Annotated in this window: 23 protein-coding genes; 1 reads left to right on the forward strand and 22 read right to left on the reverse strand. The window is 34.2% G+C overall.

The features are described from left to right. Positions 1-45: 45 nt before the first annotated feature. The 22 genes from AC1RPG_RS01265 to lepB all read right to left on the reverse strand — a co-directional run bounded on the left by AC1RPG_RS01265 (position 46) and on the right by lepB (position 21,671). Positions 46-711 carry an ABC transporter ATP-binding protein gene (locus tag AC1RPG_RS01265; RefSeq protein WP_481761055.1) on the reverse strand — a complete coding sequence of 222 codons (666 nt, stop codon included), beginning with the start codon at positions 709-711 and terminating at the stop codon, positions 46-48. Beyond that, complete coding sequence (locus AC1RPG_RS01270; protein ID WP_481761056.1) at positions 712-1,671, reverse strand: ABC transporter permease; 960 nt, start codon at positions 1,669-1,671, stop codon at positions 712-714. A gap of 225 nt (positions 1,672-1,896) precedes the next feature. After that, positions 1,897-2,844: a hypothetical protein gene (locus tag AC1RPG_RS01275; protein ID WP_481761057.1), complete on the reverse strand. Its 948-nt coding sequence runs from the start codon at positions 2,842-2,844 to the stop codon at positions 1,897-1,899. Positions 2,845-2,965: 121 nt separating this feature from the next. After that, the gene (locus AC1RPG_RS01280) at positions 2,966-3,298 is read right to left on the reverse strand and encodes an AzlD domain-containing protein (RefSeq protein WP_409021810.1); all 333 of its coding nucleotides are present in this window, start codon (positions 3,296-3,298) and stop codon (positions 2,966-2,968) included. Between the two features lie 2 nt (positions 3,299-3,300). After that, complete coding sequence (locus tag AC1RPG_RS01285; protein WP_481761058.1) at positions 3,301-4,080, reverse strand: AzlC family ABC transporter permease; 780 nt, start codon at positions 4,078-4,080, stop codon at positions 3,301-3,303. Between the two features lie 96 nt (positions 4,081-4,176). Beyond that, positions 4,177-5,562 (reverse strand): TrkH family potassium uptake protein, encoded by a 1,386-nt coding sequence (locus AC1RPG_RS01290; protein WP_481761059.1) that lies wholly within the window; start codon positions 5,560-5,562, stop codon positions 4,177-4,179. A gap of 74 nt (positions 5,563-5,636) precedes the next feature. Next, entirely contained in the window at positions 5,637-5,873 is a 237-nt protein-coding gene (locus AC1RPG_RS01295) for a hypothetical protein (protein WP_409021814.1), read from the reverse strand. A 174-nt stretch (positions 5,874-6,047) separates the two neighbouring features. Further along, positions 6,048-8,906, reverse strand: coding sequence for a YhgE/Pip family protein (locus AC1RPG_RS01300; protein ID WP_481761060.1), 2,859 nt, complete (start codon positions 8,904-8,906; stop codon positions 6,048-6,050). A gap of 185 nt (positions 8,907-9,091) precedes the next feature. After that, complete coding sequence (locus AC1RPG_RS01305) at positions 9,092-10,444, reverse strand: serine hydrolase (protein WP_481761061.1); 1,353 nt, start codon at positions 10,442-10,444, stop codon at positions 9,092-9,094. A gap of 53 nt (positions 10,445-10,497) precedes the next feature. After that, complete coding sequence (locus AC1RPG_RS01310; RefSeq protein ID WP_481761062.1) at positions 10,498-11,661, reverse strand: sensor histidine kinase; 1,164 nt, start codon at positions 11,659-11,661, stop codon at positions 10,498-10,500. A gap of 13 nt (positions 11,662-11,674) precedes the next feature. Then, entirely contained in the window at positions 11,675-12,361 is a 687-nt protein-coding gene (locus AC1RPG_RS01315; protein WP_409021818.1) for a response regulator transcription factor, read from the reverse strand. Between the two features lie 141 nt (positions 12,362-12,502). After that, entirely contained in the window at positions 12,503-12,706 is a 204-nt protein-coding gene (locus AC1RPG_RS01320) for a hypothetical protein (protein WP_481761063.1), read from the reverse strand. A gap of 240 nt (positions 12,707-12,946) precedes the next feature. Next, complete coding sequence (gene guaB / locus AC1RPG_RS01325; RefSeq protein ID WP_481761064.1) at positions 12,947-14,434, reverse strand: IMP dehydrogenase; 1,488 nt, start codon at positions 14,432-14,434, stop codon at positions 12,947-12,949. Between the two features lie 163 nt (positions 14,435-14,597). Further along, on the reverse strand, positions 14,598-15,356 hold the full coding sequence (locus tag AC1RPG_RS01330; protein ID WP_481761065.1) for a DUF1129 family protein: 759 nt from the start codon (positions 15,354-15,356) through the stop codon (positions 14,598-14,600). A gap of 29 nt (positions 15,357-15,385) precedes the next feature. Beyond that, positions 15,386-16,486 carry a redox-regulated ATPase YchF gene (gene ychF / locus AC1RPG_RS01335; protein ID WP_481761066.1) on the reverse strand — a complete coding sequence of 367 codons (1,101 nt, stop codon included), beginning with the start codon at positions 16,484-16,486 and terminating at the stop codon, positions 15,386-15,388. 22 nt (positions 16,487-16,508) lie between these two features. Further along, positions 16,509-16,709 (reverse strand): DUF951 domain-containing protein, encoded by a 201-nt coding sequence (locus AC1RPG_RS01340; RefSeq protein ID WP_409021822.1) that lies wholly within the window; start codon positions 16,707-16,709, stop codon positions 16,509-16,511. 13 nt (positions 16,710-16,722) lie between these two features. Continuing rightward, the gene (locus tag AC1RPG_RS01345; protein ID WP_409021823.1) at positions 16,723-17,604 is read right to left on the reverse strand and encodes a ParB/RepB/Spo0J family partition protein; all 882 of its coding nucleotides are present in this window, start codon (positions 17,602-17,604) and stop codon (positions 16,723-16,725) included. Further along, positions 17,594-18,361 carry a ParA family protein gene (locus AC1RPG_RS01350; protein ID WP_409021824.1) on the reverse strand — a complete coding sequence of 256 codons (768 nt, stop codon included), beginning with the start codon at positions 18,359-18,361 and terminating at the stop codon, positions 17,594-17,596. The genes AC1RPG_RS01345 and AC1RPG_RS01350 overlap by 11 nt, the downstream gene beginning before the upstream one ends. Positions 18,362-18,367: 6 nt before the next feature. After that, on the reverse strand, positions 18,368-19,216 hold the full coding sequence (gene noc / locus AC1RPG_RS01355; protein ID WP_481761067.1) for a nucleoid occlusion protein: 849 nt from the start codon (positions 19,214-19,216) through the stop codon (positions 18,368-18,370). 18 nt (positions 19,217-19,234) lie between these two features. Next, positions 19,235-19,969, reverse strand: a complete 735-nt coding sequence (gene rsmG, locus AC1RPG_RS01360; RefSeq protein WP_481761068.1) for a 16S rRNA (guanine(527)-N(7))-methyltransferase RsmG — start codon at positions 19,967-19,969, stop codon at positions 19,235-19,237. Between the two features lie 99 nt (positions 19,970-20,068). Further along, positions 20,069-21,019, reverse strand: coding sequence for a pyrimidine-specific ribonucleoside hydrolase RihA (gene rihA, locus AC1RPG_RS01365; protein ID WP_481761069.1), 951 nt, complete (start codon positions 21,017-21,019; stop codon positions 20,069-20,071). Positions 21,020-21,068: 49 nt separating this feature from the next. Next, the gene (gene lepB, locus AC1RPG_RS01370; protein ID WP_481761070.1) at positions 21,069-21,671 is read right to left on the reverse strand and encodes a signal peptidase I; all 603 of its coding nucleotides are present in this window, start codon (positions 21,669-21,671) and stop codon (positions 21,069-21,071) included. A gap of 477 nt (positions 21,672-22,148) precedes the next feature. Between lepB and AC1RPG_RS01375 the strand changes: the two genes are divergently transcribed. After that, a complete protein-coding gene (locus AC1RPG_RS01375) occupies positions 22,149-23,597 on the forward strand; it encodes a C40 family peptidase (RefSeq protein ID WP_481761071.1) in 1,449 nt (482 codons plus the stop codon). Positions 23,598-23,983 lie beyond the last annotated feature (386 nt).

Below are 23,983 nucleotides of genomic sequence, written 5' to 3' on the forward strand. Positions count from 1 at the left end.
AAAAGAGAACCGCAATTGCGGTTCTCTTTTCGTTATCATTAAAAATCATTCTTTTGTGAGCTGTCCATCTCGCATAAAAAATGTTTGGTCTGTATATGCCAAGACATCTTCATCATGTGAAACCATAATAATCGTTTGTCCCGTCTTTTTAGTAATATCGGCTAGCTGGGCTGCAACTTGCTTCGCTCTTTTGCTATCTAAGCTTGCCGTTGGCTCATCAGCAAAGATGAGCTCCGGTTGCCCAAATAATGCTCTAGCGATTGCAACGCGTTGTCTTTGACCACCTGAAAGACTAGCAGGATATTGATTTCTTTGGTCCCATACACCTAAGTCACGTAACATCATTTCGGGATTACGACTTTCTTTTTTAGTTTTCATTTTATTGACTAATTCAAATTGTTCTAAAACGGTTAAAAATGGGACTAAATTAGACCCTTGTAAAATAAACCCAAATTCATTAAATCGTAACCTAGTTCGCTCTTTTTCGCTTAATTGTCCGATCTCTTGATCTTTAAAATAAATTGTTCCATCGGTTAATCCTTGTAATCCACCCATAATGGTCAGCAACGTTGTTTTTCCAGATCCTGATGGACCTGTCAAGCCAATAAACGTCCCTTTCTCAACAACTAAATCAATATTATCAAGAGCCAACTTTTTATTATCACCTTTTCCAAATGTTTTAGAAACATCAGATAATTGCATTAAACTCATTTAGACACCTCCAATTGCATCAAGTGGATCAACACGTAATATTTTAAAAATGGAGAATAGTGATCCTAGAATGATCATCAATAATAAGATAACCGAAAATCCTACGACTAAGAAGACATTATTTAAAAATGGGACGGCAGCTGGTAACGATAGCGCTGTTGCCACATCTGCAATAATACCCAATCCAATTCCTAGTAAACCTAGTAATGACGACTCCCAAATTAAGCTTTTAACCAAAGTCCCACTAGAAACTCCTTGTGCACGTAACACGCCATAAACGGCTGTTTTTTCAATGGTTAAAATATACATAAAGATACCTACGATAAACGCAATAATGACAAATAAGGCGCCAATCATTAACGTAAAGGTCTTCACTTCTGGACCATATCCCGGTATGTTGTTAATCACCTTGTCCATTGTTAATGTCGCTAATTGTTGATCTTTTTTAATTTTAGCTGAATTTTTTAAAACAACTGCATTAATTTTTTCAGTCGGATTGTCCGGGCCATAACGTAACGTTTGATAGTCAGCTAATTGTAAATAGACAACTGGTGCTGTTGTGTATTTATTACCCGTCGTTATCCCCACTACTTTATATTCTTGTTTCGCATTATTAATTTTTATTTTTTGGCCTAATTTAGTGGCATCTAATCCATTATCAACAACTACTTCGTTAACTTTCTGCGGCATTCTGCCTTGAACTAATTTAGGCTTCAAAAATTGATTAAATTGAACTCCAAAAACACTAATATTAGCTTTTGGTTCGTTTTTCCGACTAGCAACGCCCATCATTTGACCTAAATAAGCGTAGTCTGATTTTGACCCTGAAATCTTAGGAAGTGAGTCTTTTTGTATCTCGGAAGATGCCAAATTATTATTCGCATACTGACTGATAACAATGTTATCCGCATCCCAATTATCAATTGAAGACCGATTATTGTTCGCAAGCCCAAAAGCCAATCCCGTTAAAAAAAAATGAGATATGAAACTAAAAAGATGGTGAAAATAATCAGACCATACCGAAGTTTATTATATTTAATCTCTTTAACAGCTAAGTACATGTCATATTCCCCCTTATTTCTACTATATAATAACTTTGCACCAAATTAAAAGTAAACGTTTTCAGTGGAGGTTAAGAAAAAAGCATAATCCTAAAATTTAGAATCACACTCTTAAAATACTAATTTATTTGTAATCTCGCGCTGCAATAGCTTTAACACTTGTTGTTTCTTTAACAGCCTGTTTAATAATTTTTACAACATCTGAATCACTAAATGAGTTAGGGTTAACACCAGCAAATTTAATTGAGTCTCGTGCTGCCTTAATACGTGATGCTGTAATTGCTTTACCGTTACCATCTACTATGTTAGATGAACTTGTTGTATATTCATTCGAACCTGAATACGATGATGCAGCGGCTTGTTCTTCTGACGTCAACGTAGCTGACGAATTGTTTTTTATTTCTGGTATACTATACTCCGACCCATAACCACTACTTTTAGATGATGGTGTTGAACTTTTCGAACTACTTGAAGAACTGCTTGAAGAACTACTTGTTGGGTAGCCAATCGTTGCCAAATTCTTATCATTTTTTTGTTGTAAGTCTGTTGCTTTTTTCTTTAAATCTGAGTAATAATTTTTATCAATACTACTATCTTTTAAGATTTCAGTTAATTTATCGTTTGATGCTGTGTAGCTATATTCTGTATTTAAATTCATTGCTTCATTATATGTTTTTATGAATAGCGCACGTTTTTCAAGAACCGTTGTTAATTCTTTTTTCAAATTTGTTGCTCGTTTTTTAATGACTGCTGATCCATCATGATCCGCTAGCACGATGCTAATTGCATCCTTTGCTTTACTATACTGACGATCTTCAGTTTTGTTAATTACTGCCTTGTAATGTGTCACCTGTGTCTTGTAAGCTTGTGCAGTCGCATCATTTGATTTCTTTTTTAAAGCGACATCAAAATAATTTTCTGCCTCAGTATATTCTGCATCTTGAATCGCAGTTTTACCGTTCTTCATGGCTGTATTATAATTTTTATTTGCTTCTGCATGTTTCGTTAAACCGTAGCCACCAAACATACCTACTATAACAACTGCAACTAATCCCCATACCCATTTTTTCATTTTAACCACACCTCTTATCCCTATATTTATATCGCTGTTATTATATCATGGAACATCCTTCAACCGTTATTCAAAATAAGAATTTAGTCCCTGAGAGAAACTAAATTCTTATTTACTTAATTTATAATATAAGTGACAACAGCATAATAGCGCAAAGTCCAAGTACAACAGATAATCCCATTGATCTCGTACGATATGCGATTGCGAATACAACCACAGCCGCTATTAATTTTGTGACGTTATCTACGCCCACAAATTGAAAACTTGAATCAATAAAAAGGTCTTTAAAAACTAATGCTGAAAATAACGCAACGGGTACATACTTCATCCATTCATTAAACCATTCTGGGATTTCTCGAGATGAAAAAATTCGTAATGGAATAAATCGCGGTAAATATGCAACAATTGCAGATAAAATAATTAATAAAAAATGATCCATTGTTGTCATTTCCATAGTTAACTTTCCTCAGAAACTTTAGACTTTCTACTTATTGTATGTCGACTTGCTTTTGGTTTAATCGTATTTAATAATTTATTTCGTTTACCTTTTCTAACAATTTCATGTTCAATAATAAATCCAACAAAGGAAGCTAGTAAAGTTGCTACAACTAATCCCATCGTACTTTGGAACAATGACATGAAAATAATTGCTAAAATACCTGAAAGAATACTAATAATAATTGTGAGATAATTTTTAAGTTGCATGACTATCATGTAAATAAATAATGAAGTTAATGCAAATTCAACAATGCTTAAATTAATTTTTAACCCAGCACCAATTAAACTACCTGCAATATTACTCATCGTCCAAAATAATAATGAATAATGTTCAACCATCAAGGCATCTTTTGGTTTCCATTCTTTATCTGTTGCAAATTTTAAATAGTTTACTGCGTAATTTTCATCGTTTAGTGATGCCGCAAATATGTATAAAAACTTACGACTAGTTCCTCGAATGTACTGTGACAAACTAGCACCTAATAACGCATACCGTAATTCTAAGAAAAATAGCATAGTAACAATTGAAAGAATTGGCGACTGAATCGTCAACATTGATGCAATTAAAAACTGTGCACCACCTGAAAAGACAAGTATGGAAACTAATCCTGCTAATATCGTATTGAAGCCTGCTGCATGCAACAAAATACCACATGCGAGTCCAATTGGGACGTAACTCAGGCAAAGCGGCATCGCAATTTTAAGAACTGTGAGCCAGCGTTTCTCTGTTTCTTTCACGATAGTCCTCCAATAATATAAAGTTGGTTTAACGATATAAATTATAGCATACATCTGTTTCTTAATACTCATTATTTAGTAACTCTAATCAAAAAGTTATCCAATAATGATCTGTTCTGATGGAAAACGATACTTTTCATCCCGTTCTTTTTTCGAAACAAAGAATATTAACATGTATAACATCCCTACGCGTCCAACAAACATCAAAATAATAATGACCATTTTACCGATAATGCTTAATGAACTGGTAATTCCCGTTGATAATCCCGTCGTTCCAAAAGCAGAAGTTACTTCTACAATCAGCGAAATCAACGAATGATTCTCCGTAATACTTAAAATAAAGACCGCGATTAAACACATAAATATCGATAGGTTAACAACTACTACTGATTTTTGAATATCATTTTCATGAATCCTTCTATTAAAAATATTCACATTCTTATGTCCACGAATAAACGATAACAAATATAATCCTAAAATCCCAATTGTTGTTGTTCGAACACCACCACCAACTGAACTTGGACTAGCACCAATAAACATTAACATAGAAAAAATCAATAAGGTTGTCGTATTAAAATCACTAATTTGATTAATTTGTAGTCCGGCATTACGCGTTGTAATACTATAAAACATAGCTGTCATAACTCTCTCAACGAAATCCTTATGTGCAAAATAACCATTATGTTCAGATAAGAAAATTAATATTGTTCCAATAAAGAAAAATCCAATCGCAAAACTACCTGCTAATTTTGTAAATAATGAAAATCTAAATTTTTTATGTCCTGGTTTGAACCACGTAACCTTGATCCACGCTAAAATTTCAATAATAACGGGAAATCCTAAACCACCTATAAAAATTAAAATCATAATTAAAAATAAAAAGACGTAATCTTTCGAATAAGGGATAATAGATTTCCCAGTAACGTCAAATCCCGCATTTGTTAACGCAGATATTGCAATATAAAAGCCATCAAAAATTGACGCAGCTAGATGTTCAAAGCCATCACGTACATATAAATAAATTGAAAATATCACACCAAAAAAAGCTTGAATCCCTAGCATAATGCCGAAAATTGAATAAACTAAACGAACATTTCCACTTAAATGCGGTTGATTCATATCAGTTTGAATTAGCCTGCGTTGTTGCAACCCAATGCGTCGACCAGCAATTACCATAATAAACGTTGAGAGCATTGTTATACCAAAACCACCTATTTGAAAAAGCATTTCTAGTAAGATGATACCGTTATTGTTATAGACTTGCTCTAACGGAAATGTGGTTAATCCTGTAACACTAACCGTTGAGACTGCCATGAATATTGTATCAATAAATGGCACACTAGCACCAGGTTGTTTGAAGAACGGAAGGCATAATAAAATACTTGTTACTACAATCAATGCTAAATAGTAAAAGACAACAATTTGTACGGGAGAGGCCAACAAACTAGCTTTATCTAGATATTTCTGGATCCACCTATTCATTCTGACTTCCCCCTTTTAGTTTAATTTAAAAAAAGAGATTAGCGCTAAGTACGCACGCTAATCTCTAATCCTGATTATTTAATTAATTCTAATCCTGCATAACTAACAACAATTTTATGTTTTAATTCTTCAGCTGTTTCATTCTTAATAAATTCCTTATCGAATTTAATAATAGCCGAATTTTTTAGTTGTTTTTCAACGACACCAGTAAAGAACTCGTTATTTGTTTCAAAACTAACACGTGTATCAGCTGGAAATGGAATTCCTTTTTCGTTAACTTCAACATTTTTTTCATCAAAATGACTTAACATAATTTGGCCTCCTATTGTTTTAAATATTAATAGTAACAGTATACCGCTTTTTAGTTATTATTACGACCATTAGGACTAAGATTAAGAACCTCAATTTAATTAACCCATTCTAAATATATTCAATCAAAAAAATAGAGCCCGCAAAATTAATTTTGCGTAACTCTATTTAATAATCTATTTTTCTAAATCTTGTAATTTTTGATTATCATCTAATTGTGATTTACCAGCAAGTCCAACTCTTTGAAGAATTTGCATAGCAACCCATAATAGAACTAATGAAACGATAGCGAAGATTGCAAGAACAAATACGCTCATGCCAATTTGTCCACTAACCATTCCAGAAGTTAATGACTCACGGAACCCTAAGGTTGAGTATGTCATTGGTAAGAATGGATGGATGGCATTAAAAAAGCTATTCGTAACTTCCATTGGGAACGTACCACCAGCGCCACCTAATTGTAACATCAAGAGAACCATGGCCACGAATCGACCAGGATTATCAAATGCCATAGCAAGTGCCATAACAAGATACATCGATGTTAACGAGAATACTGTTGCAATTAAGTAAGTTTCAGCAATATGGTCTGCTTGTAATCCAAACATAAGCATCCCTGTAACTTCAACAAGTGCCATACCAAGGGCAACGACAGTTCCAATAGCAACTTTACTCCAGAACCAAGCTGTTGCTGATTGACCTTCAGTTGAAATTTTACGGATTGGGAATGCAAAGTTAAAGACGATTGCCCCAACGTATAATGCAAGTGAAAGAACATATGGTGCTAAAGCATGTCCATAGTTAGGAACATAACTGTAATTCTTATGTTCCAATTCTGAAGGTGCTGCAAACATATTAGCTGTCTTGTTAGTTGCTTTAATTCCATTAACTGTATCTGATCCTGTTTTAAGAGCAGTAGCTAATGTTTTTGACCCTTTTTTAAGTGATTTAGAACCATCACCTAATTTAGCTGAGTTATCATCTAATTTTTGAGTCCCTGCAGCTAATTTATCAACTCCAGCAACAAGTGTTGGTACTTGTTCATTCAAGCTTACTAAACCATTTGATAATGTACCTGAGCCAGTAGCTAATTGACTAACTCCTGATGTCAATGTTGGTACTGATCCATTCAATGTTGATAATCCAGTACTTAATTGACTCGAGCCTGATACTAAGGCACTGTTGTTTCCAATTAATGTTTTAGAACCATTATTAGCACTTAATACACCTGCAGTGTATTTTTGTACACTTGGAATTAAGCCAGGAGTTTTATCTGTACCATTTAACCCAGCCATAATTTGACCTAATCCAGCATTTAGTAAGTCTGTTGCTTGGATAGCACCATAAGGACTTTCCTTTGTGCCAGAACCTGTCTGCGTTAAACCAGTTTTAACAGTATTTAATCCAGCCATTAGTTTATCAATGGCTTTCTTAGCACCTGCTGTTACTTGTGGTTCTTGAGCAGATAACTCGGCAACACCCGCCTTTAATGCTTGTAATTTAGGTAGTAATTCTTGAATAGCTGCTAATTCTTTTTGAATCGATTTTAATTTGTCACCGTTATCAGTCAACGGTGTTGTCATATCAGATAAATCTGTTTTAATTTTTGTTGTATTATTACCTGATGCTGCTAAACTTGTGCCAGCAGTTTGAAGATTACTTCCTAATCCATTAACAGAAGCAGCAATACTTTTTGCTAACGTTGGATTAGATTTCTCTAAAGCTGCAAAATCAGGTGATTTTACAAAGGTAACTAAAGCACCCATATTACTTTGCGCATCCTTAAGTTGTGCAGCAACACTGGATGCGTTAGTTGTACTATAAAGACTATTATTTAATTCACTCAATTGTGAACCAGCATCTGTTGCTTTAGCGGCAACAAGTTTAGTATTAGCTCCAATTTGAGTTAAATCGGCTGTTAATTTTTTAGCATCAATATTAGGCGCATTTGTGCCATTTAATTCAGAATTCAACTTAGAAATTCCTGAATCTAATGCTGTAAATCCAGCCATTAATTTTGCCATTTCAGCTTGTGAATCTGGACTATTTAATTGTGTATCTAAAGTTGCAGCAGACTCCTTCAAGCTTTTAGTTAACGATTGGTTACCCGCTTGAACTGTTGTAATACCACCTCTTAAGGTAATTATTCCATCATTTAATGCTTGAGAATTTGAACTTAATTGACTCAAACCACTATTTAATTCAGTAACTCCATTAGTATAACCTTTTACACCACTTGCTAATGTTGTTGAGCCAGTATCTAGTTTCGATACACCTGAAGCTAATGTACCTGTACTATTATTAAGTTTTGATAATCCAGCACTTAAAGAACCAGCGCCTGTTGCTAATTTTTGAACACCATTTTTTAATGGAACAACACTAGTTGAAAGTGTTTGAACACCATTATTAACAGTTCCTACACCAGTAATGTAGCTATTTAAGCCATCATTCAATGTTACTGTACCATCAGACAATGTTTTAGAACCACTTGCAGCTGTCTTAAAGCCTTTACCGATTGTTTTAACTTGGCCGAAAATAGCTGTTGCATATGCTTTCGTGACTGATTCACGAATTTGGCTATTTAATTGTTTTGCTGCTGTTTCACTGATAACTTCACCAATGTAGTTACGAGATGCATTAGTATCGTACGTGATTTTCATCTTTTTAGGATTTGTATCCATTAAAGTTGCAGCATTTGAAGAGAAGTTTTTAGGCAACGTAATTGTTGTATAGTACTTGTTGTCTTTCATTCCTTGTTTTGCTTGTTTTGCAGAAACGAATGTCCACTTCAATTGGTCATTATTCTTCAACTCTTTTACAAGTTGATCACCAACATCCAATGTCGTTCCATTATATTTAACAGATTCATCGTTATTAACGACTGCTACTGGTAAATCACTTGTTTTGCCATATGGATCCCAAACTGATTTCAAGAAGAAAGCAGCATACAGAATCGGAATAAGCATCATAACAATTGTTGAAACTAGAAGTATTCTATTCTTTCCAACAAATTTAAATTCATTCTTAATCATTTTCATTAAAATTGGTGCCCCCTAAATTAATTATTTCTACTATAAAATTTTATCGATACGTTATAATATACATCAAATGTCCACGAACAACAAATTTTTATTTTCTTTTTAATGTTTTTTTAATCTTACACGACTAAATTGCCCATATAGACAAAAAAATCACCCTAGAAATCAGAGATGATTTTATTGATTTAAAATAAATTTCCAAAGAAGTTAGTAATTGCACGCCACATAATAACAAAAATGTTAGCTTTTTCAATGGCATCTTTATTCGTTCCTGTAACAGAAAGTGATTTTTTGCCATCAACATAAGATAACGCATTATCTTTACCAGTTAATTTAAGCGTTCCAATATCACTATTAGCCTTAATTGGGGCTTCTAATCCTGTTTTCTTAACTAAATCAGTATTTTCTGATACTTTAGCTGAAATAATCGACTTAACTGTTTCGCCTTTTTTCAACCAAACTTTTTGATTAGATTTAAGCATAACTTTAGTTGTTAATTCTTTACCATGAAATACAGGTAAACTATCGGCGTTTTTAAATATTGTACCAGCCTTGATTGTTTCCACGTTGAACATGTCAAATACATATGACATTATTTTTTGTGTATCTGTAAAACGACTTACATCCGTTTCACTCTTGTGTGATGATCCTAAAACGACCGTAATAATTCGATGACCATCTTTTTTTACAGTTCCTGTAAAACATTCACCAGCTTTGTCAGAAGTACCTGTCTTCAATCCATCAACAGGTAATTCTGTATATGCCTTAGCTAAACCAGGTAACATCCAGTTCCAGTTTTCCATTAGTGTTTGGTCAGATGTTCCTTTATCGAAATATTTACGTTTGATACTTGTTGTTTTTAATACTTCTGGGTACTTTTTAAGTAAGTTTTTAGCAACAATTCCCATATCTTTGGCAGTTAATTCATTTTCATCTGATGCGGCTGAACCGGGGTATCGATCAGCTTTACTGATATCGCTATTAGTTAAACCAGAAACGTTATCAATCTTAGCATCTGTAATTCCCCATGACTTAACCTTTGCACGCATTAATGTTACGAAATCTTTTTGCGATCCCGATACTTCATGAGCAAGTGCCATAATAGCCCCATTTGCTGAGTAAATTAAACTAGCATCATACAGTTGTTTAACTGTGTATGATTTCGTTTTACTCAACGGAACGTTTGATAATGATGTATCCTGGCTAATTTTATAAGAATCGTTATCAATCTTAACTTTTTGATCCCAAGTTAATTTACCACTTTTAATTTGATCTAAAATAACATCAATCGAAATTAATTTTGTCATTGATGCAATTGGTAAAACAGCATCAGCATTTTTTTCATAGATTACTTGTCCAGTATCTGCATCAATTGCTAAAGCAGCTTTAGCTGTTAAATTAATAGCGCTTGAACTGGTTGTTGCAGCTGATACAGATTTAACCTCATCTTGAAGTCCCATTGCTGAAACCCCAGTAAATAGTGCTGCCCCTGAAATAAGCCCAATTACGAATTTCTTTGTACGTTTTAAAAATATCATTTTCTCTTTACCCTCTTAACTTCTCTTATTCATTTAAGAATACCCAATAATAGCTATTCTTGCAACTGTTCTTCTTGCTTTCTAGTTAATTTTATATTCTTACCCAATGGTAAATGAATAACAAAACTAGTTAGCTCTTCATTTGAGACAACATATATGTACCCACCGTGGAGCGTGACAATACTTTGAGCAATGGCAAGCCCTAATCCAGTTCCGCCCGTTTTTTGTGAACGAGATTCTTCCACTCGGTAAAACCGATCAAATAATTGATTAAGTGATTGTTCAGGTATTTTAGGGCCATCATTAGTTACTTTTACGATAACTTCCTGACCAATTTTTTCTGCTTCTAAATAAATATGTTTACCGCCTGCCCCATATTTTAAGGCATTTGATATTAAATTATTAAAAACACGGCCTAATTTTTCAGTATCAGCTTCCATCATTAACGGGTTAGGGTTCGTATTGCTACTAATTGTCATTTCTTTATTTTTAGCTTCAAGTTCAAAACTAGCTGCCAATTGTTCTAACATTTGATTCATATCAAAATTAATCGCATTAATTGGCGTCGACGTCTGTCGCACTTTTGTGTATTCAAATAAATCTTCTACTAAAACCTTCATCTGCTTTGATTTCACAAATGCTGTATGTGTGTAAGATAGTAAATCTTCTTGCGAATTATATTGATTATCTTCTATTAAACCTAAGTAACCGATAATTGATGTCAATGGTGTTCGAATATCGTGACTAACATTGGTAATCAGCTCATCCTTTGAATTCTCAATTCGACGTTCTTCTTCCATTGATTCAATCGTACTTTGAACCAAAGCATTAATACTTGAAACGACCCGCGCCATATCACCTTGTAGTTTAAAAGGAATTTGATGATCGTAATGACCGTCCGCAATATAATGCAATTCTGAAATAACATGACGTAACTGCATTTGATGATAACGTCGAATTAGTCGCCAATAGAGCACGACAACGTCCACAATAAGCATGAACGCAACAAAAACATTCCCCCAACTCCAGACATTGAAATCATTCGGCCCAAAAGTTAATGCCGTCTTAATTTGAAAAATACCATTCTCAAGTCCTGGGTTTGAAGCAATCGTCTGATTTAATAGAATAAAAATTGATAAATTCAGTAAAATTAATAGAATAATCGTGATGAATCCTTCCGCGATTAATTCACTTTTTTCTCTACCAGTTAATTTCAAAAATAACCCCTCACTAATGCATTTCTATCTTGTATCCAACGCCCCAGACGGTTTTGATAATATCATCACCGTTTGTTGCTGCTTCAATTTTATCACGTAAATGGCTCACATGGACCATTACTGTTTTGGCAGAAATAATTGATTCTTGTTGCCAAACTTGTTCAAAAATATCATCCGCAGAGTACACATGATTTGGATGTGAGGCTAATAAATATAAAATACCGAATTCTAAAGCAGTTAATTGAATATCACTACCTTCAACTGTTTGAACTTCATGAGAATCTTTTTTAATAATTAGCGGTCCTATTTCAAGTGCAACATCAGGTGCCGGATTCGAGTTTTGGCTACGACGGAGTAATGATTTAACACGTGCCATAATTTCTAATGGGTTAAATGGCTTAACAACATAATCATCAGCACCTGTAATCAGTCCACGAATTTTGTCCATATCTTCTGTTTTAGCAGAAACCATTAATATTGGAATTTCTGAAGTTTTACGAACCTCTTTAATGACATCCATTCCGTTCATTTTAGGCATCATAACGTCGAGAATCATTACACCGATTTCTGGCATTTCTTCTAATTTTTCAATCGCTTCAAGTCCATTTTGAGCAGTAATTGCTTCGTAACCTTCATTTTTTAAATAAATAGAGATTAAATCAACGATTTCTTTTTCATCATCTACAACTAAAATTTTCATTGGATATCTCCTGACTTTTCTTTACTTATAGTATATTGTATCAAATATCACACACGATAACTTTAAAGAATTGGTTAAATCTACTTAATCTAAGTAGTACAAAAAAAGCTTTCGTAAAAAACGAAAGCTTTCCATTTTTTATTATCCACGTTCTAATAAGTAGTTAAATAAACCGCCCATTGTTTTATCTGATAACTCAATCTCTTTACCAGATTCCGTTACTTTAGTAATTTTATAATAATCTTCAAACTCAGGTACTTCCAATTGCATCATCGCAACAAAAGCTGCTGCCGTTTTATAAGTTGCTTGTAGCTGTTCCCCATGAACGTAATCAATAATTAACATATTCGTAACCCCCTATAATATTTATACTCGTAGTGTAGTCTATAAATTTAAATACTTCCACAATTGATACTTATTTTTAAGTAAATTAATATTTCTAACTAATGTCGTATTCCTTTTACTGTATACAATGATTTTGCATCAAATCATGATTAATCATTAGAGTCTTATTTATAATTTAAAACTCTCCATTAAAAAAGACGTAACTTCTTTCATCTGAAAGAAATCACGCCTTTTTAATTATTATTTAACTGAGTAATTAGGTGCTTCTTTGGTAATTTGAACATCATGTGGATGTGATTCAATTAAACCAGCACCTGAAATTTGAACAAATTGTGCGTCATCTTGTAATGCCTTCAATGTTCCAGCACCAACGTAACCCATACCTGAATGTAAGCCTCCAACCATTTGGAAAACAATATCAGCTAAACTACCCTTGTATGATACACGACCTTCAATACCTTCTGGCACTAACTTATTAGCTTCATTTACGCCACTTTGGAAGTAACGATCAGAAGAACCATTTGATTGTTCCATAGCTGCTAAACTTCCCATACCTCGGTAAACTTTGAAACGACGACCTTCATAAATTTCAAATTCACCAGGAGCTTCATCAGTTCCAGCTAACATACTACCTAACATCACAGCGTTACCACCGGCAGCAAGGGCTTTAACGATATCACCAGAGTATTTAATACCCCCATCAGCGATGATTGTTTTACCATATTCACGAGCTACTTCAGCAGCGTCATAAATAGCTGTTAATTGCGGAACACCAACACCAGCAACAATCCGTGTTGTACAGATTGATCCAGGTCCTATTCCAACTTTAACAACATCAACGCCAGCATCATAAAGGGCACGAGTTGCTTCGCCAGTTGCGACATTACCTGCGATTAAAGTTGCTTCTGGGAATTGTGCTCTGATTTCAGTAATTTTACGGATAACACCGGCTGAATGACCATGAGCAGTATCGATAACTAAAGCATCAACACCAGCATCTAGTAAAGCTGTAGCACGTTCAAATGTATCACTTGTAACACCAACAGCGGCAGCAGCAAGTAAGCGGCCATGTTCATCTTTAGCTGCGTTAGGAAATTCAACAACTTTTTCGATATCTTTAATTGTTATTAAACCAGTTAAACGACCATTTTTATCAATGATTGGTAATTTTTCAATTTTATTTTTTTGGAGTATTTTTTCAGCTTCTTTAAGCGAAGTACCTTCCGCAGCTGTTACTAATCCTTCTTTAGTCATAACACTATCAATTAGGACTGACATATCAGAAACAAAACGTAGATCACGATTCGTAATGATACCAATCAATAAGCGATTTTCTAATGTTTCAACGATTGGAACACCACTAATACGGTAACGTTTCATCAATTGTTCAGCATCTGCAACAGAATGTTGCGGTGTTAAATAGAAAGGATCAATAATAACGCCACTTTCAGAACGTTTTACTTTTCTGACTTCTTCAGCTTGTTGTTCGATACTCATATTTTTATGAATAACACCTAAGCCACCTTGGCGAGCCATAGCAATCGCCATTTTAGAATCTGTAACAGTATCCATGCTAGCACTTAAAATTGGGACATTTAATTTGATATTCTTAGCTAATTGTACACTGATATCAACCTCGTTCGGTAATACATGACTTTCTGCAGGTATTAACAACACGTCATCAAAAGTAAATCCTTTTTTAACGAACTTCGTTTCCCAATTTGACATTTTAAAACCAGCTTTCTACTTTTATTTTGTTTACTAACATACCAGATAAACTCAACATTGGTCAAGGTTATCGTCCGATTCTTATTAACCTATAATCGTTTTTAACTGTAACAAAAAAGAGTTCAAAAATTTTACCTGAACTCTTTTCAAGATATCAATCAATTTAAAACATTGTTCGGTTGATATTATAGCGACGTTTAACGTAAATTCTAACTGCAAATGCGATTAATGCAATTACAAGATAAACAGGGGCTGGCAACAATGCATTAAGTGGTCCTGGAATCAATGCCACTAACATGTAGGCAAGAATCCATACTGCAAGAAAGGCTACAAATACTAGTAATGTAACCCAGAAAGCTGGTTTGTCTTCTTTTTTGACGTTTGGGCCATATTTTTTGTAGAAGAGCGCTGCTCCAATACCACCCAAAATTGATGTGATTAGTAGTGTTAATAATCCACCAGCACCAGAAGCTTCTGCTTGCGTACTTGTTTTACTCATTAATCCCATAACACCGTACATACCAGCAAAAATTAATAACATCATCAACCCATTATCTAAAGCTGTTAACCAAAAACTACTTGTTGGTTCTGCAGCTTTTTTCTGTGGGCCCATAATGATATCAGTTGCTTTTGTACTAACAGGACCATATAGTTTAGTTGCTGTTACACCTTTATGCTGTTCGGTGCGAAGTTCTGCAACAATTTCACCAATGACCGTATTTCGTTTTTCATCATTAATTTTTGAATCTTTCAAAATACTATTTAAACGGTAAACATAATCTTCATTACGCTTCGTTAATCCCGCAAAGGGTCCTTTATCCTGTAACTTCGTTTCTTTTTCTAAATGTTCTTTTTGTTTTGCTGCAGCTGTCGCATTTCTCTCTTCAACTGATGTTTCTTCGACTTTGTTTTCTTCTGACATGACTAACAACCCCTACTGACTTATTTTATTTAGACGTTAAATCTGAACTCAATAATATCGCCATCTTGTACGACATATTCTTTACCTTCGGAACGTAAACGACCAGCTTCACGAACTGCTGCGACGCTTCCATTTTTATCTAAATCAGCAAATGACATTGTTTCAGCACGGATAAATCCACGTTCAAAATCTGAATGGATAATTCCGGCAACTTGAGGTGCTTTCATCCCTTGTTTAAAGGTCCATGCTCGTGTTTCGGCACCACCAGCAGTAAAGAAAGTTGCTAAACCTAGTAATTTATAAGATGCCCTGATTAAGCGATCAAGTCCTGATTCTTCAACACCAGCAGCTTCAAGGAAATCAAGTTTATCTTCATCATCTAGTTCAGCAATTTCTTCTTCTGTTTTAGCAGAAACGGCTAAACATTCTGAACCTTCTTCTTTTGCAAAGGCTTCAATTAATTTTACATACTTATTAGCATCTGGGTCAGCCATGTCATCTTCAGCAATATTAGCGACATAAAGAACTGGTTTGTTCGTTAATAAAAACATACCTTTAACATATTTTTCTTCTTCTTCATCAAATTCAATTGAGCGAACGGCATGTCCAGCTTCAAGAACTGGTTTGATTTTTTGTAAAATACTGAATTCAGCCAACGCATCTTTATCTTTTGTTCTAGCCACTTTTTCAACTTTAGCATAACGTTTTGTCACACTATCTAAATCTGCAAAAACAAGTTCTAAGTTGATTGTTTCAATATCGTCCATTGGATCCACTTTATCAGAAACATGTGTGATATTATCATCGTCAAATGCACGAACAACGTGCACAATAGCATCAACTTGACGAATATTTTCTAAAAATTTATTACCAAGTCCTTCACCTTTACTTGCGCCTTTAACAATACCGGCAATATCCGTAAATTCAAAAGTTGTATGAATAATTTTTTTAGCAGGGACTACTTCATCGATACGTGCTAATCGTTTATCTGGAACTTCAACCATCCCAACGTTTGGATCGATTGTCGCAAATGGGTAATTAGCCATTTCCGCGCCTGCTTTTGTAATTGCGTTAAATAAAGTTGATTTACCTACGTTTGGTAATCCTACGATTCCTGCCGTTAATGCCATAATTAGACGTCACTCTTTTCATTTATTTTGTATTATCTTCTGTTGTTGCTTTTTCTAACATTTTTTTCATCTTTTTTTCAAATTCTCGTCTAGGTAATAGAATAAGGTGCCCGCATCCTAAACACTTAATGCGAATATCCATTCCCATTCGCACGATTTCCCAGCGGTTAGTCCCACAAGGATGTGGTTTTTTCATTTCAACAATATCATGTAAGTCATACATACTGACTAACCTCCTAGTCTAGTGAAATATCAAGTAAGTCCAAAATACGGTTCAAATCATCCGTTGATAAGTAGTCAATTTCTATCTTACCTTTATGATTTTTTTTGCTCTGTTGGATAGAAACTTGTGTTCCAAATTTTTCTTTTAACAAGTTCTCACTTTGTTGAACATAAATTGATTTTTCAACTTCGTTCACTTTTTTAGTATTCTTTTTAATTTCGCCGTTCATTTGGGCAATTACTTTTTCCAACTCACGAACAGTTAGATTTTCTTTAACTGTTCTTTTAGCTAATGCCCCAATTTTTTGTTTATCTTTAAGTGACAGCAATGTTCTTGCTTGACCCATCGATAACTGATCAACTTGGAGTAATTCTTTAACTGAGTTGGGCAATCCTAATAAACGCAAATAATTAGCAATATAAGGACGACTTTTGCCTAATCGCTCTGAAACTTGTGACTGCGTTAAGTTTAATTTTTCCATCAACATGTTATAAGCTTCTGCCTCTTCTAAAGGAGACAATTCTTCACGTTGTAAATTTTCCAAAATAGCAACTTCCATCATTGCTTCTTCTGTCATCGTTCTAATAATTGCAGGGACATCTGTTAGTCCTGCTAATTTAGACGCACGGAAACGACGTTCTCCTGCAATGATTTCATAACCCTTAATGACTGATTCTCTTACAATAATTGGTTGGAAGACACCTGATTTTTTGATAGACGCAGCTAATTCTTTTAGGGCATCTTCATCAAATGTTTTACGAGGTTGGTAAGGATTAGGGCGAATTTCAGCTAAGTTTAAACGAACAACAGATTCTTTTGTATCATCATATTGATCAAGTTCATCCTGAAATAACGCGTTAATCCCTTTTCCAAGACCTTTTTTATTATTTACCATGCGCTTTTAACACTTCCTTTGCCAATTCCATATAGACTTGAGCACCCTTCGACTTAGGATCGTAATCAATAATTGCCATCCCATGGCTAGGTGCTTCAGACAAGCGGACATTTCGCGGAATAATTGTCTTGTAGACTTTTTCTGCAAAATATTTTTGCACCTCAGACACAACTTCTGCGCCTAAATTTGTACGTGCATCATACATTGTCATTAAAACGCCTTCAATGGCTAAATCTGGATTAAAATGCTTTTGAACTAAACGAATTGTGTTAAGCAATTGGCTTAAACCTTCCAAAGCATAGTATTCACTTTGAACAGGAATTAAAATTGATTTACTAGCTGTAAAGGCATTAATTGTAATCAATCCAAGTGATGGCGGGCAATCTATTAAAATATAATCATACTGATCTTCAATTGTTTTAACGGCATCCAATAATCTTGTTTCACGAGCCATTTGCGGTGTTAATTCAATCTCAGCACCAGCCAATTGAATGGTTGCCGGAACGATATCTAATCCTTTATGACTAGTAGCTAGAATTGTCTCCTTAATTGGAAATTCATTAACTAAAACATCATAAATATCTTTTTTTATTGTTGATTTTTCAATACCAACACCACTTGTTGAATTTCCTTGAGCATCCGTATCTATTAATAAAACACGCTTGCCTAGCTCGGCTAAACAAGCGCCTAAATTCACACTCGTTGTTGTTTTACCAACGCCACCTTTTTGGTTTGCTAATGAAATAACAATTCCCATGTTTGATTAACCCTCCTTTTTTGATTCAATCACATCAATAATAACGCGATACCCTGAATCAGTTTTTTCTTGTTTTGATTTAATCGTTACACCGTTATTTTCTATAACTTGAACCGCTTGTTTTAGGGTATTAATCACTAATCTTTTATCAGGATTACCTTTTTTCGTGTTTTTCTTTTCAGACACTTTTGATTCTGGTTTAATTTTATTAGCTGAAATTAACTTTTCGGTTTCTTTCACTGTTAATTTCTCTTTTAAAATACGTTTTAATAATTTTTTTTGATTGCTAGCTGATAAACTAACCATTGCTCTTCCGTGACGTTCGGATATCTGTTGCGCCATAATGGACGTTTGTACGTCATGTTCTAATTTTAATAAACGCAATTTATTAGCAACAAATGCTTGGCTTTTACCCATATCTTCAGCTAATTTTGACTGTGATAAGTGGTTTAAACTCATTAGTTTACTGTAGGCCTCTGCTTCTTCAATTGCTGTTAGTTCCTCACGTTGTAAATTTTCAATTAGTGCCATCGAAGCCGCTTGGTCGTCGTCCATTTTCTGAACAATTGCCGGAATTTTTTTCCATCCTAATGAAGATGCTGCCCGAAAACGACGTTCCCCAGCAATAATCTCATATTTTCCAGTCTCATACTCTCGCAAAATAATAGGCTGCAATAACCCGTGTTCTTTAAGGGTTTGTGCTAATTCATCAATTTTTTGATCATCAAAGACACGACGAGGTTGGAAGCGATTGGGTACAATAGTCGTAACAGAAATGTCACTAACCTTCGTTTGATTCGTTTCATCTTCTTGTTCTTGTTGATTTTTACGATTTCCTAAAAATGAAAATGCCATTTTCCGACGACCTCCTGACTATATCTTATTTACAAGTGGGGTACGTCCAGGTACACCCGCTTTTCTAGGGTATTTTTTAGGACTTAATTTGACTTTATCAACGACTAATAGATGACGTTCGTCATCTGAAATTGGTAAAGTAAATTCATGATTAGCCACAACTTGACCACCTAAAAGCTTGATAGCATATTCGGCATCGACTAATTCTTCGTCCATTTTTTGAGCTTTGAGAGCGATAAATTGACCATTTAATTTAACTAAAGGTAAGCACAATTCAGATAGTACGCTCAATCTTGCAACAGCACGAGCTGTCACGATATCATATTGTTCTCTATATAAACTTTTTTTACCTGCAAATTCTTCAGCACGATTATGAAAAAAAGCAACCCCTGTAATATCTAATTTGTCCGCCAATTCATTTAAAAAGTTGATACGTTTATTCAACGAATCAACAATAGTCACCGTTAATTGCGGAAAAGCAATCTTCAGTGGAATTGAAGGGAAGCCGGCACCTGCGCCGACGTCACAAATAGATAAGGGCTCGCTTTGTATTTCTTTTGAATAAAAAGCAGGCGTTAAAGAATCATAAAAATGTTTCAAATAAACGTCTGATTTTTCTGTAATAGCAGTCAGATTAAGGTTTTCATTTGTCATTACTAAAAATTCATAGTATGTTTCAAATTGTGCCATTTGTCTGTCTGTTAAATTAATGTCTTTTTCAGCTAATGCTTGACGAAATTCTTCTGGATTCATATGACTGGCCCTCCGTTATTTGTGAAACAAAACGATGTTTCACGTCCTGTTTAACTTTAACGTATTTAGGCCAGAAATACAAGCCAACTGTAAGATTCTCTATCCTACTAATTTATCAAATTTTTTAAGTTTTGAAATTAATAATTCGACAAATTTTGCACGGTCAATTGATAGTAAGACTTCTGTATTTTTTTCTAATCCCAATAAATCAAATTTATCAACGATTGTCTCACCTTTAGTAAGATCACCATTCACCTCAACATCAACATGGTACTTTTCACTTGTGAATAATTCAGGATGTAACATCCAAGCAATTGTACAAGGGTCATGTAATGGAATACCGTCGAATCCCCATTTTTCTTGACCATAGTAAATACCATAAAATTTCAATAACCCGTAGGCTGATTGCGCTACTTTATTATTAATCTTACCAATTTCTTCAATTTCAGAATCTAAAATTTGTGCTTGATGAGTTAAGTTTAATCCAGCCATAACCATTGGAATAGAGTCATTTAAAACCATTTTTGCTGACTCTGGGTCCACGGCAATATTAAATTCTGAACCAGGTTTAACATTTCCAACATCCGTTGAGCCACCCATAAAGACAATTTTTTCAATTTTATTTTTTAATTCAGGATAGACAGCTAAAAATAGTGCCATATTCGTCATTGGGCCCGTGACAACCATTGTAACTTTTTCAGCACTTTTAGATAATGTTTCTGCAATTAACTCAATTGCTGTTAAATTAGTTGCTGGAATTTCAGATTTAGGTAACTCTGTTCCATCAACACCAGTATCTCCATGAACGGCATCGGCAATCATTAATTCTTGTAGTAAAGGTTTTTTATTTCCACTAGCAACTGGAACATCTGTCCGTTCCATCAATGTTAGTAGTCGACAAGCGTTATCAAATGTTTTATCAGGTGTTTGATTTCCAGCGGATGTTGTCACCGCACGTAAATCAAATTCTGGTGAAGCAATAATCATCATTAACGCTAATGCGTCATCATGTCCTGGATCACAATCTAAAATAATTGGTGTTTTTGTCATAATAAAATCTCCTCTTCAATCGAATTATTTTTCTGCATTTTTAATGCAATTAATAAATATATTTATGATCAGCCTTATTAAAATTCCAGAATGGTACTTTTACAACACCTTGAATTTTCGACTTATCAACGAACCCCCAGTAACGACTATCATTAGATACTGAACGATGATCTCCTAGAACAAAATATTTATCTGAAGGTACTCTGATAGCTGAAGTATCTTTAGCCCATTGATTATCTACAGCCAATGACTTGAATGTCCAGTTTTTAGCATTTATGTTCTGAACCCTTGTCCCTACTGTTTTTTGATAAGTTGAAATATAAGGTTCTTCAATTTCTTTACCATTAACATAGACATGATCATTTTTAAATTCTACTGTATCACCAGGCATTCCAATAACACGTTTAACATACTCTTGACCCTCAGTTGCATCAGGATCTACGCCGTATGCATCAAAAACAACAGTACTAAAGCGCTTAATATCAATAACTTTAACAACAGCAACATGCTCATTATTAACTAAGTTAGGTTGCATCGATGGCCCATCAACACGTACCATTGTGACAACAAATGTTTTTAAAAGCATCGCGATTATTAAACCGATTGCAATCGGTATAATCCAACTCATTATTTCTTTAACTATTCTTTTCATATTTCCACCTAATCATTATATTTTTTATCCCCTTATTTAGTTAATTATACGCCAACTATTTAAGGACTTTCAATATCCAATAATTCAAATGATACCAGACAATGAAATCCCTTTCTATTAAAACTTAAAATTTCATTTGCAACCATGTAAAACGACTGGTATAGTTTTAATTAGTTCTAGTAGTATAGAAACATAAGGTTTCTGTAATATCTTTGTAACATCGGGGGGCAATATATTTTAATTTAAAATATATTGAAAGTGTTCTAAACCATTATTGCACATGGGATTTACTAAATTAAATAAATTATAAGTTAAATACATAAATCATCATTATCATTGATATATAAACATTACTTAGTATATATTACAAAATCATGCTAAGTTGTAATAGTTTTTGTATTTGATTGCAACACTAACCGGTTACAATAGTTACTGTAGTATAAATCCAATAAAATAAGAAAGTAGATGTGACTCAACTTGAATAACACACTTAAATCATTATTACTCGGTACAGTTGGTACCGCTGGCCTCCTTCTTGCATCTAACGCAACTGCTGATGCAGCAACAGTTAAAGTTCAAACAAACGATACTGTTTGGGCTTTTTCTCAGAAGTATGGCGTTTCAATCAAAACAATCGAAACTTTAAACAATATTGACGCAAATTCTCATATTATTGTAAGTGGTCAATCATTAAATATTCCTGAAAAGGATAGCAACGCTAAAGCAAGCTCAACACAAAAAAGTACTTCAGCTAAAACAAGTACTATCGTTACTACTAATACTTCAGTAAATAAAACATCCGTTACTGTTAAAAATGGTGATTCATTATGGTCAATCGCTAAAGAAAATGGCATTTCAATCTCAGCACTTCGTTCGGCTAATGGATTTGCTGATAACTCAGCACTTATCTTACCCGGTCAAAATTTAACATTAACTGGTTCAAAAGCGGTAGCTGCAAGTACTACTGTTACTCCCGCTAAAGTAACACCAGCTAAAACTGTTAAAGTAGAAACAAGTACTGCTAAACCAGTTGCTACAACTCCTAAAGCAGAAGTAAGTGCTGCTAAATCAGTTACTGCAACTCCTAAAGTAGAAACAGCTACACCTAAAGCAGCATCTACTACAAATAATAAGACTGTTACTGTTAAAAACGGCGATTCATTATGGTCAATCGCTCAATCAAACGGTATTACTATCTCAGCACTATGTGATGCTAATGGTTTATCTTCTAATTCAATGATTAACCCTGGCCAAACATTAAACTTAACAGGTTCAATGGCTAAAGTAGCTTCTACAACTGCTGAAAAAGTTGTTACACCTGCAAAAGCTACAACAACACCTAAAGCTGCTGTAACTTCTAATGCTACTTCAACACCTAAGGCTGCTACAAGTTCTAATACTGCTTCAACAGCTAACACTGCTGTTGCAAGTTCTAATACTACTTCAACAACTAATACTGCTGCTGCAAGTTCTAATACTACTTCAACAACTAATACTGCTGCTGCAAGTTCTAATACTACTTCAACAGCTAATACTGCTGCTGCAAGCTCTACAACACAAACAGCAAGCTACTCAGCAAGCAAAGTTATCTCTGTTGCTAAAGCATACATAGGTACTCCTTATGTTTGGGGTGGATCAACTCCTTCTGGTTTTGATTGTTCAGGATTCACACAATATGTATTCGCAAAAGTTGGTATTAACTTAAACCGTAATACTATTGGACAAGAATCAAATGTTTCTAAGAAATCAACTGCTGCTGCTCAACCTGGAGATTTATTATTCTGGGGAGCTCAAGGTTCTACATACCATGTTGGTATTTACTTAGGTGGTGGCCAATATATCGCTGCTCCAGAACCTGGTCAAAATGTTAAAATTGGTGCATTAGCATATTACCCTGCTTCATTTGCTGGTACTGTTAATAAATAATATTATGAAGGTCCCACTCACTAAGTGAGTGGGACCTTTTTTTATGGATTTTAATATATAAAGTATTCTGGTTCGGAATCTATAAAAGTTGCTAAGATTGGAAATAAGTCCGTTAGAAATCTGAATTTTATTATTTGTTCCTTCTAAAAGAGTATTAATCGAATAATTATTAATGTTTGGAAATATCTTCACATCACGCCATCATAAGATTATGTCTGCTATTTAAAAACAAAAATCTTATACTCTTCGGCTTATTCATCATTAATCAAAAACTGGTATTTAATGCTTTTTACCCTACTATTAACAAGTGATATTTGAAACCTTTTATCTTTAAAAATCGTTACTCATTTTAAAATGTTTCATGTGAAACATTTTAAAATGGCATA

It is taken from the genome of Dellaglioa sp. CoH-57-MRSF-18 (assembly GCF_056781995.1).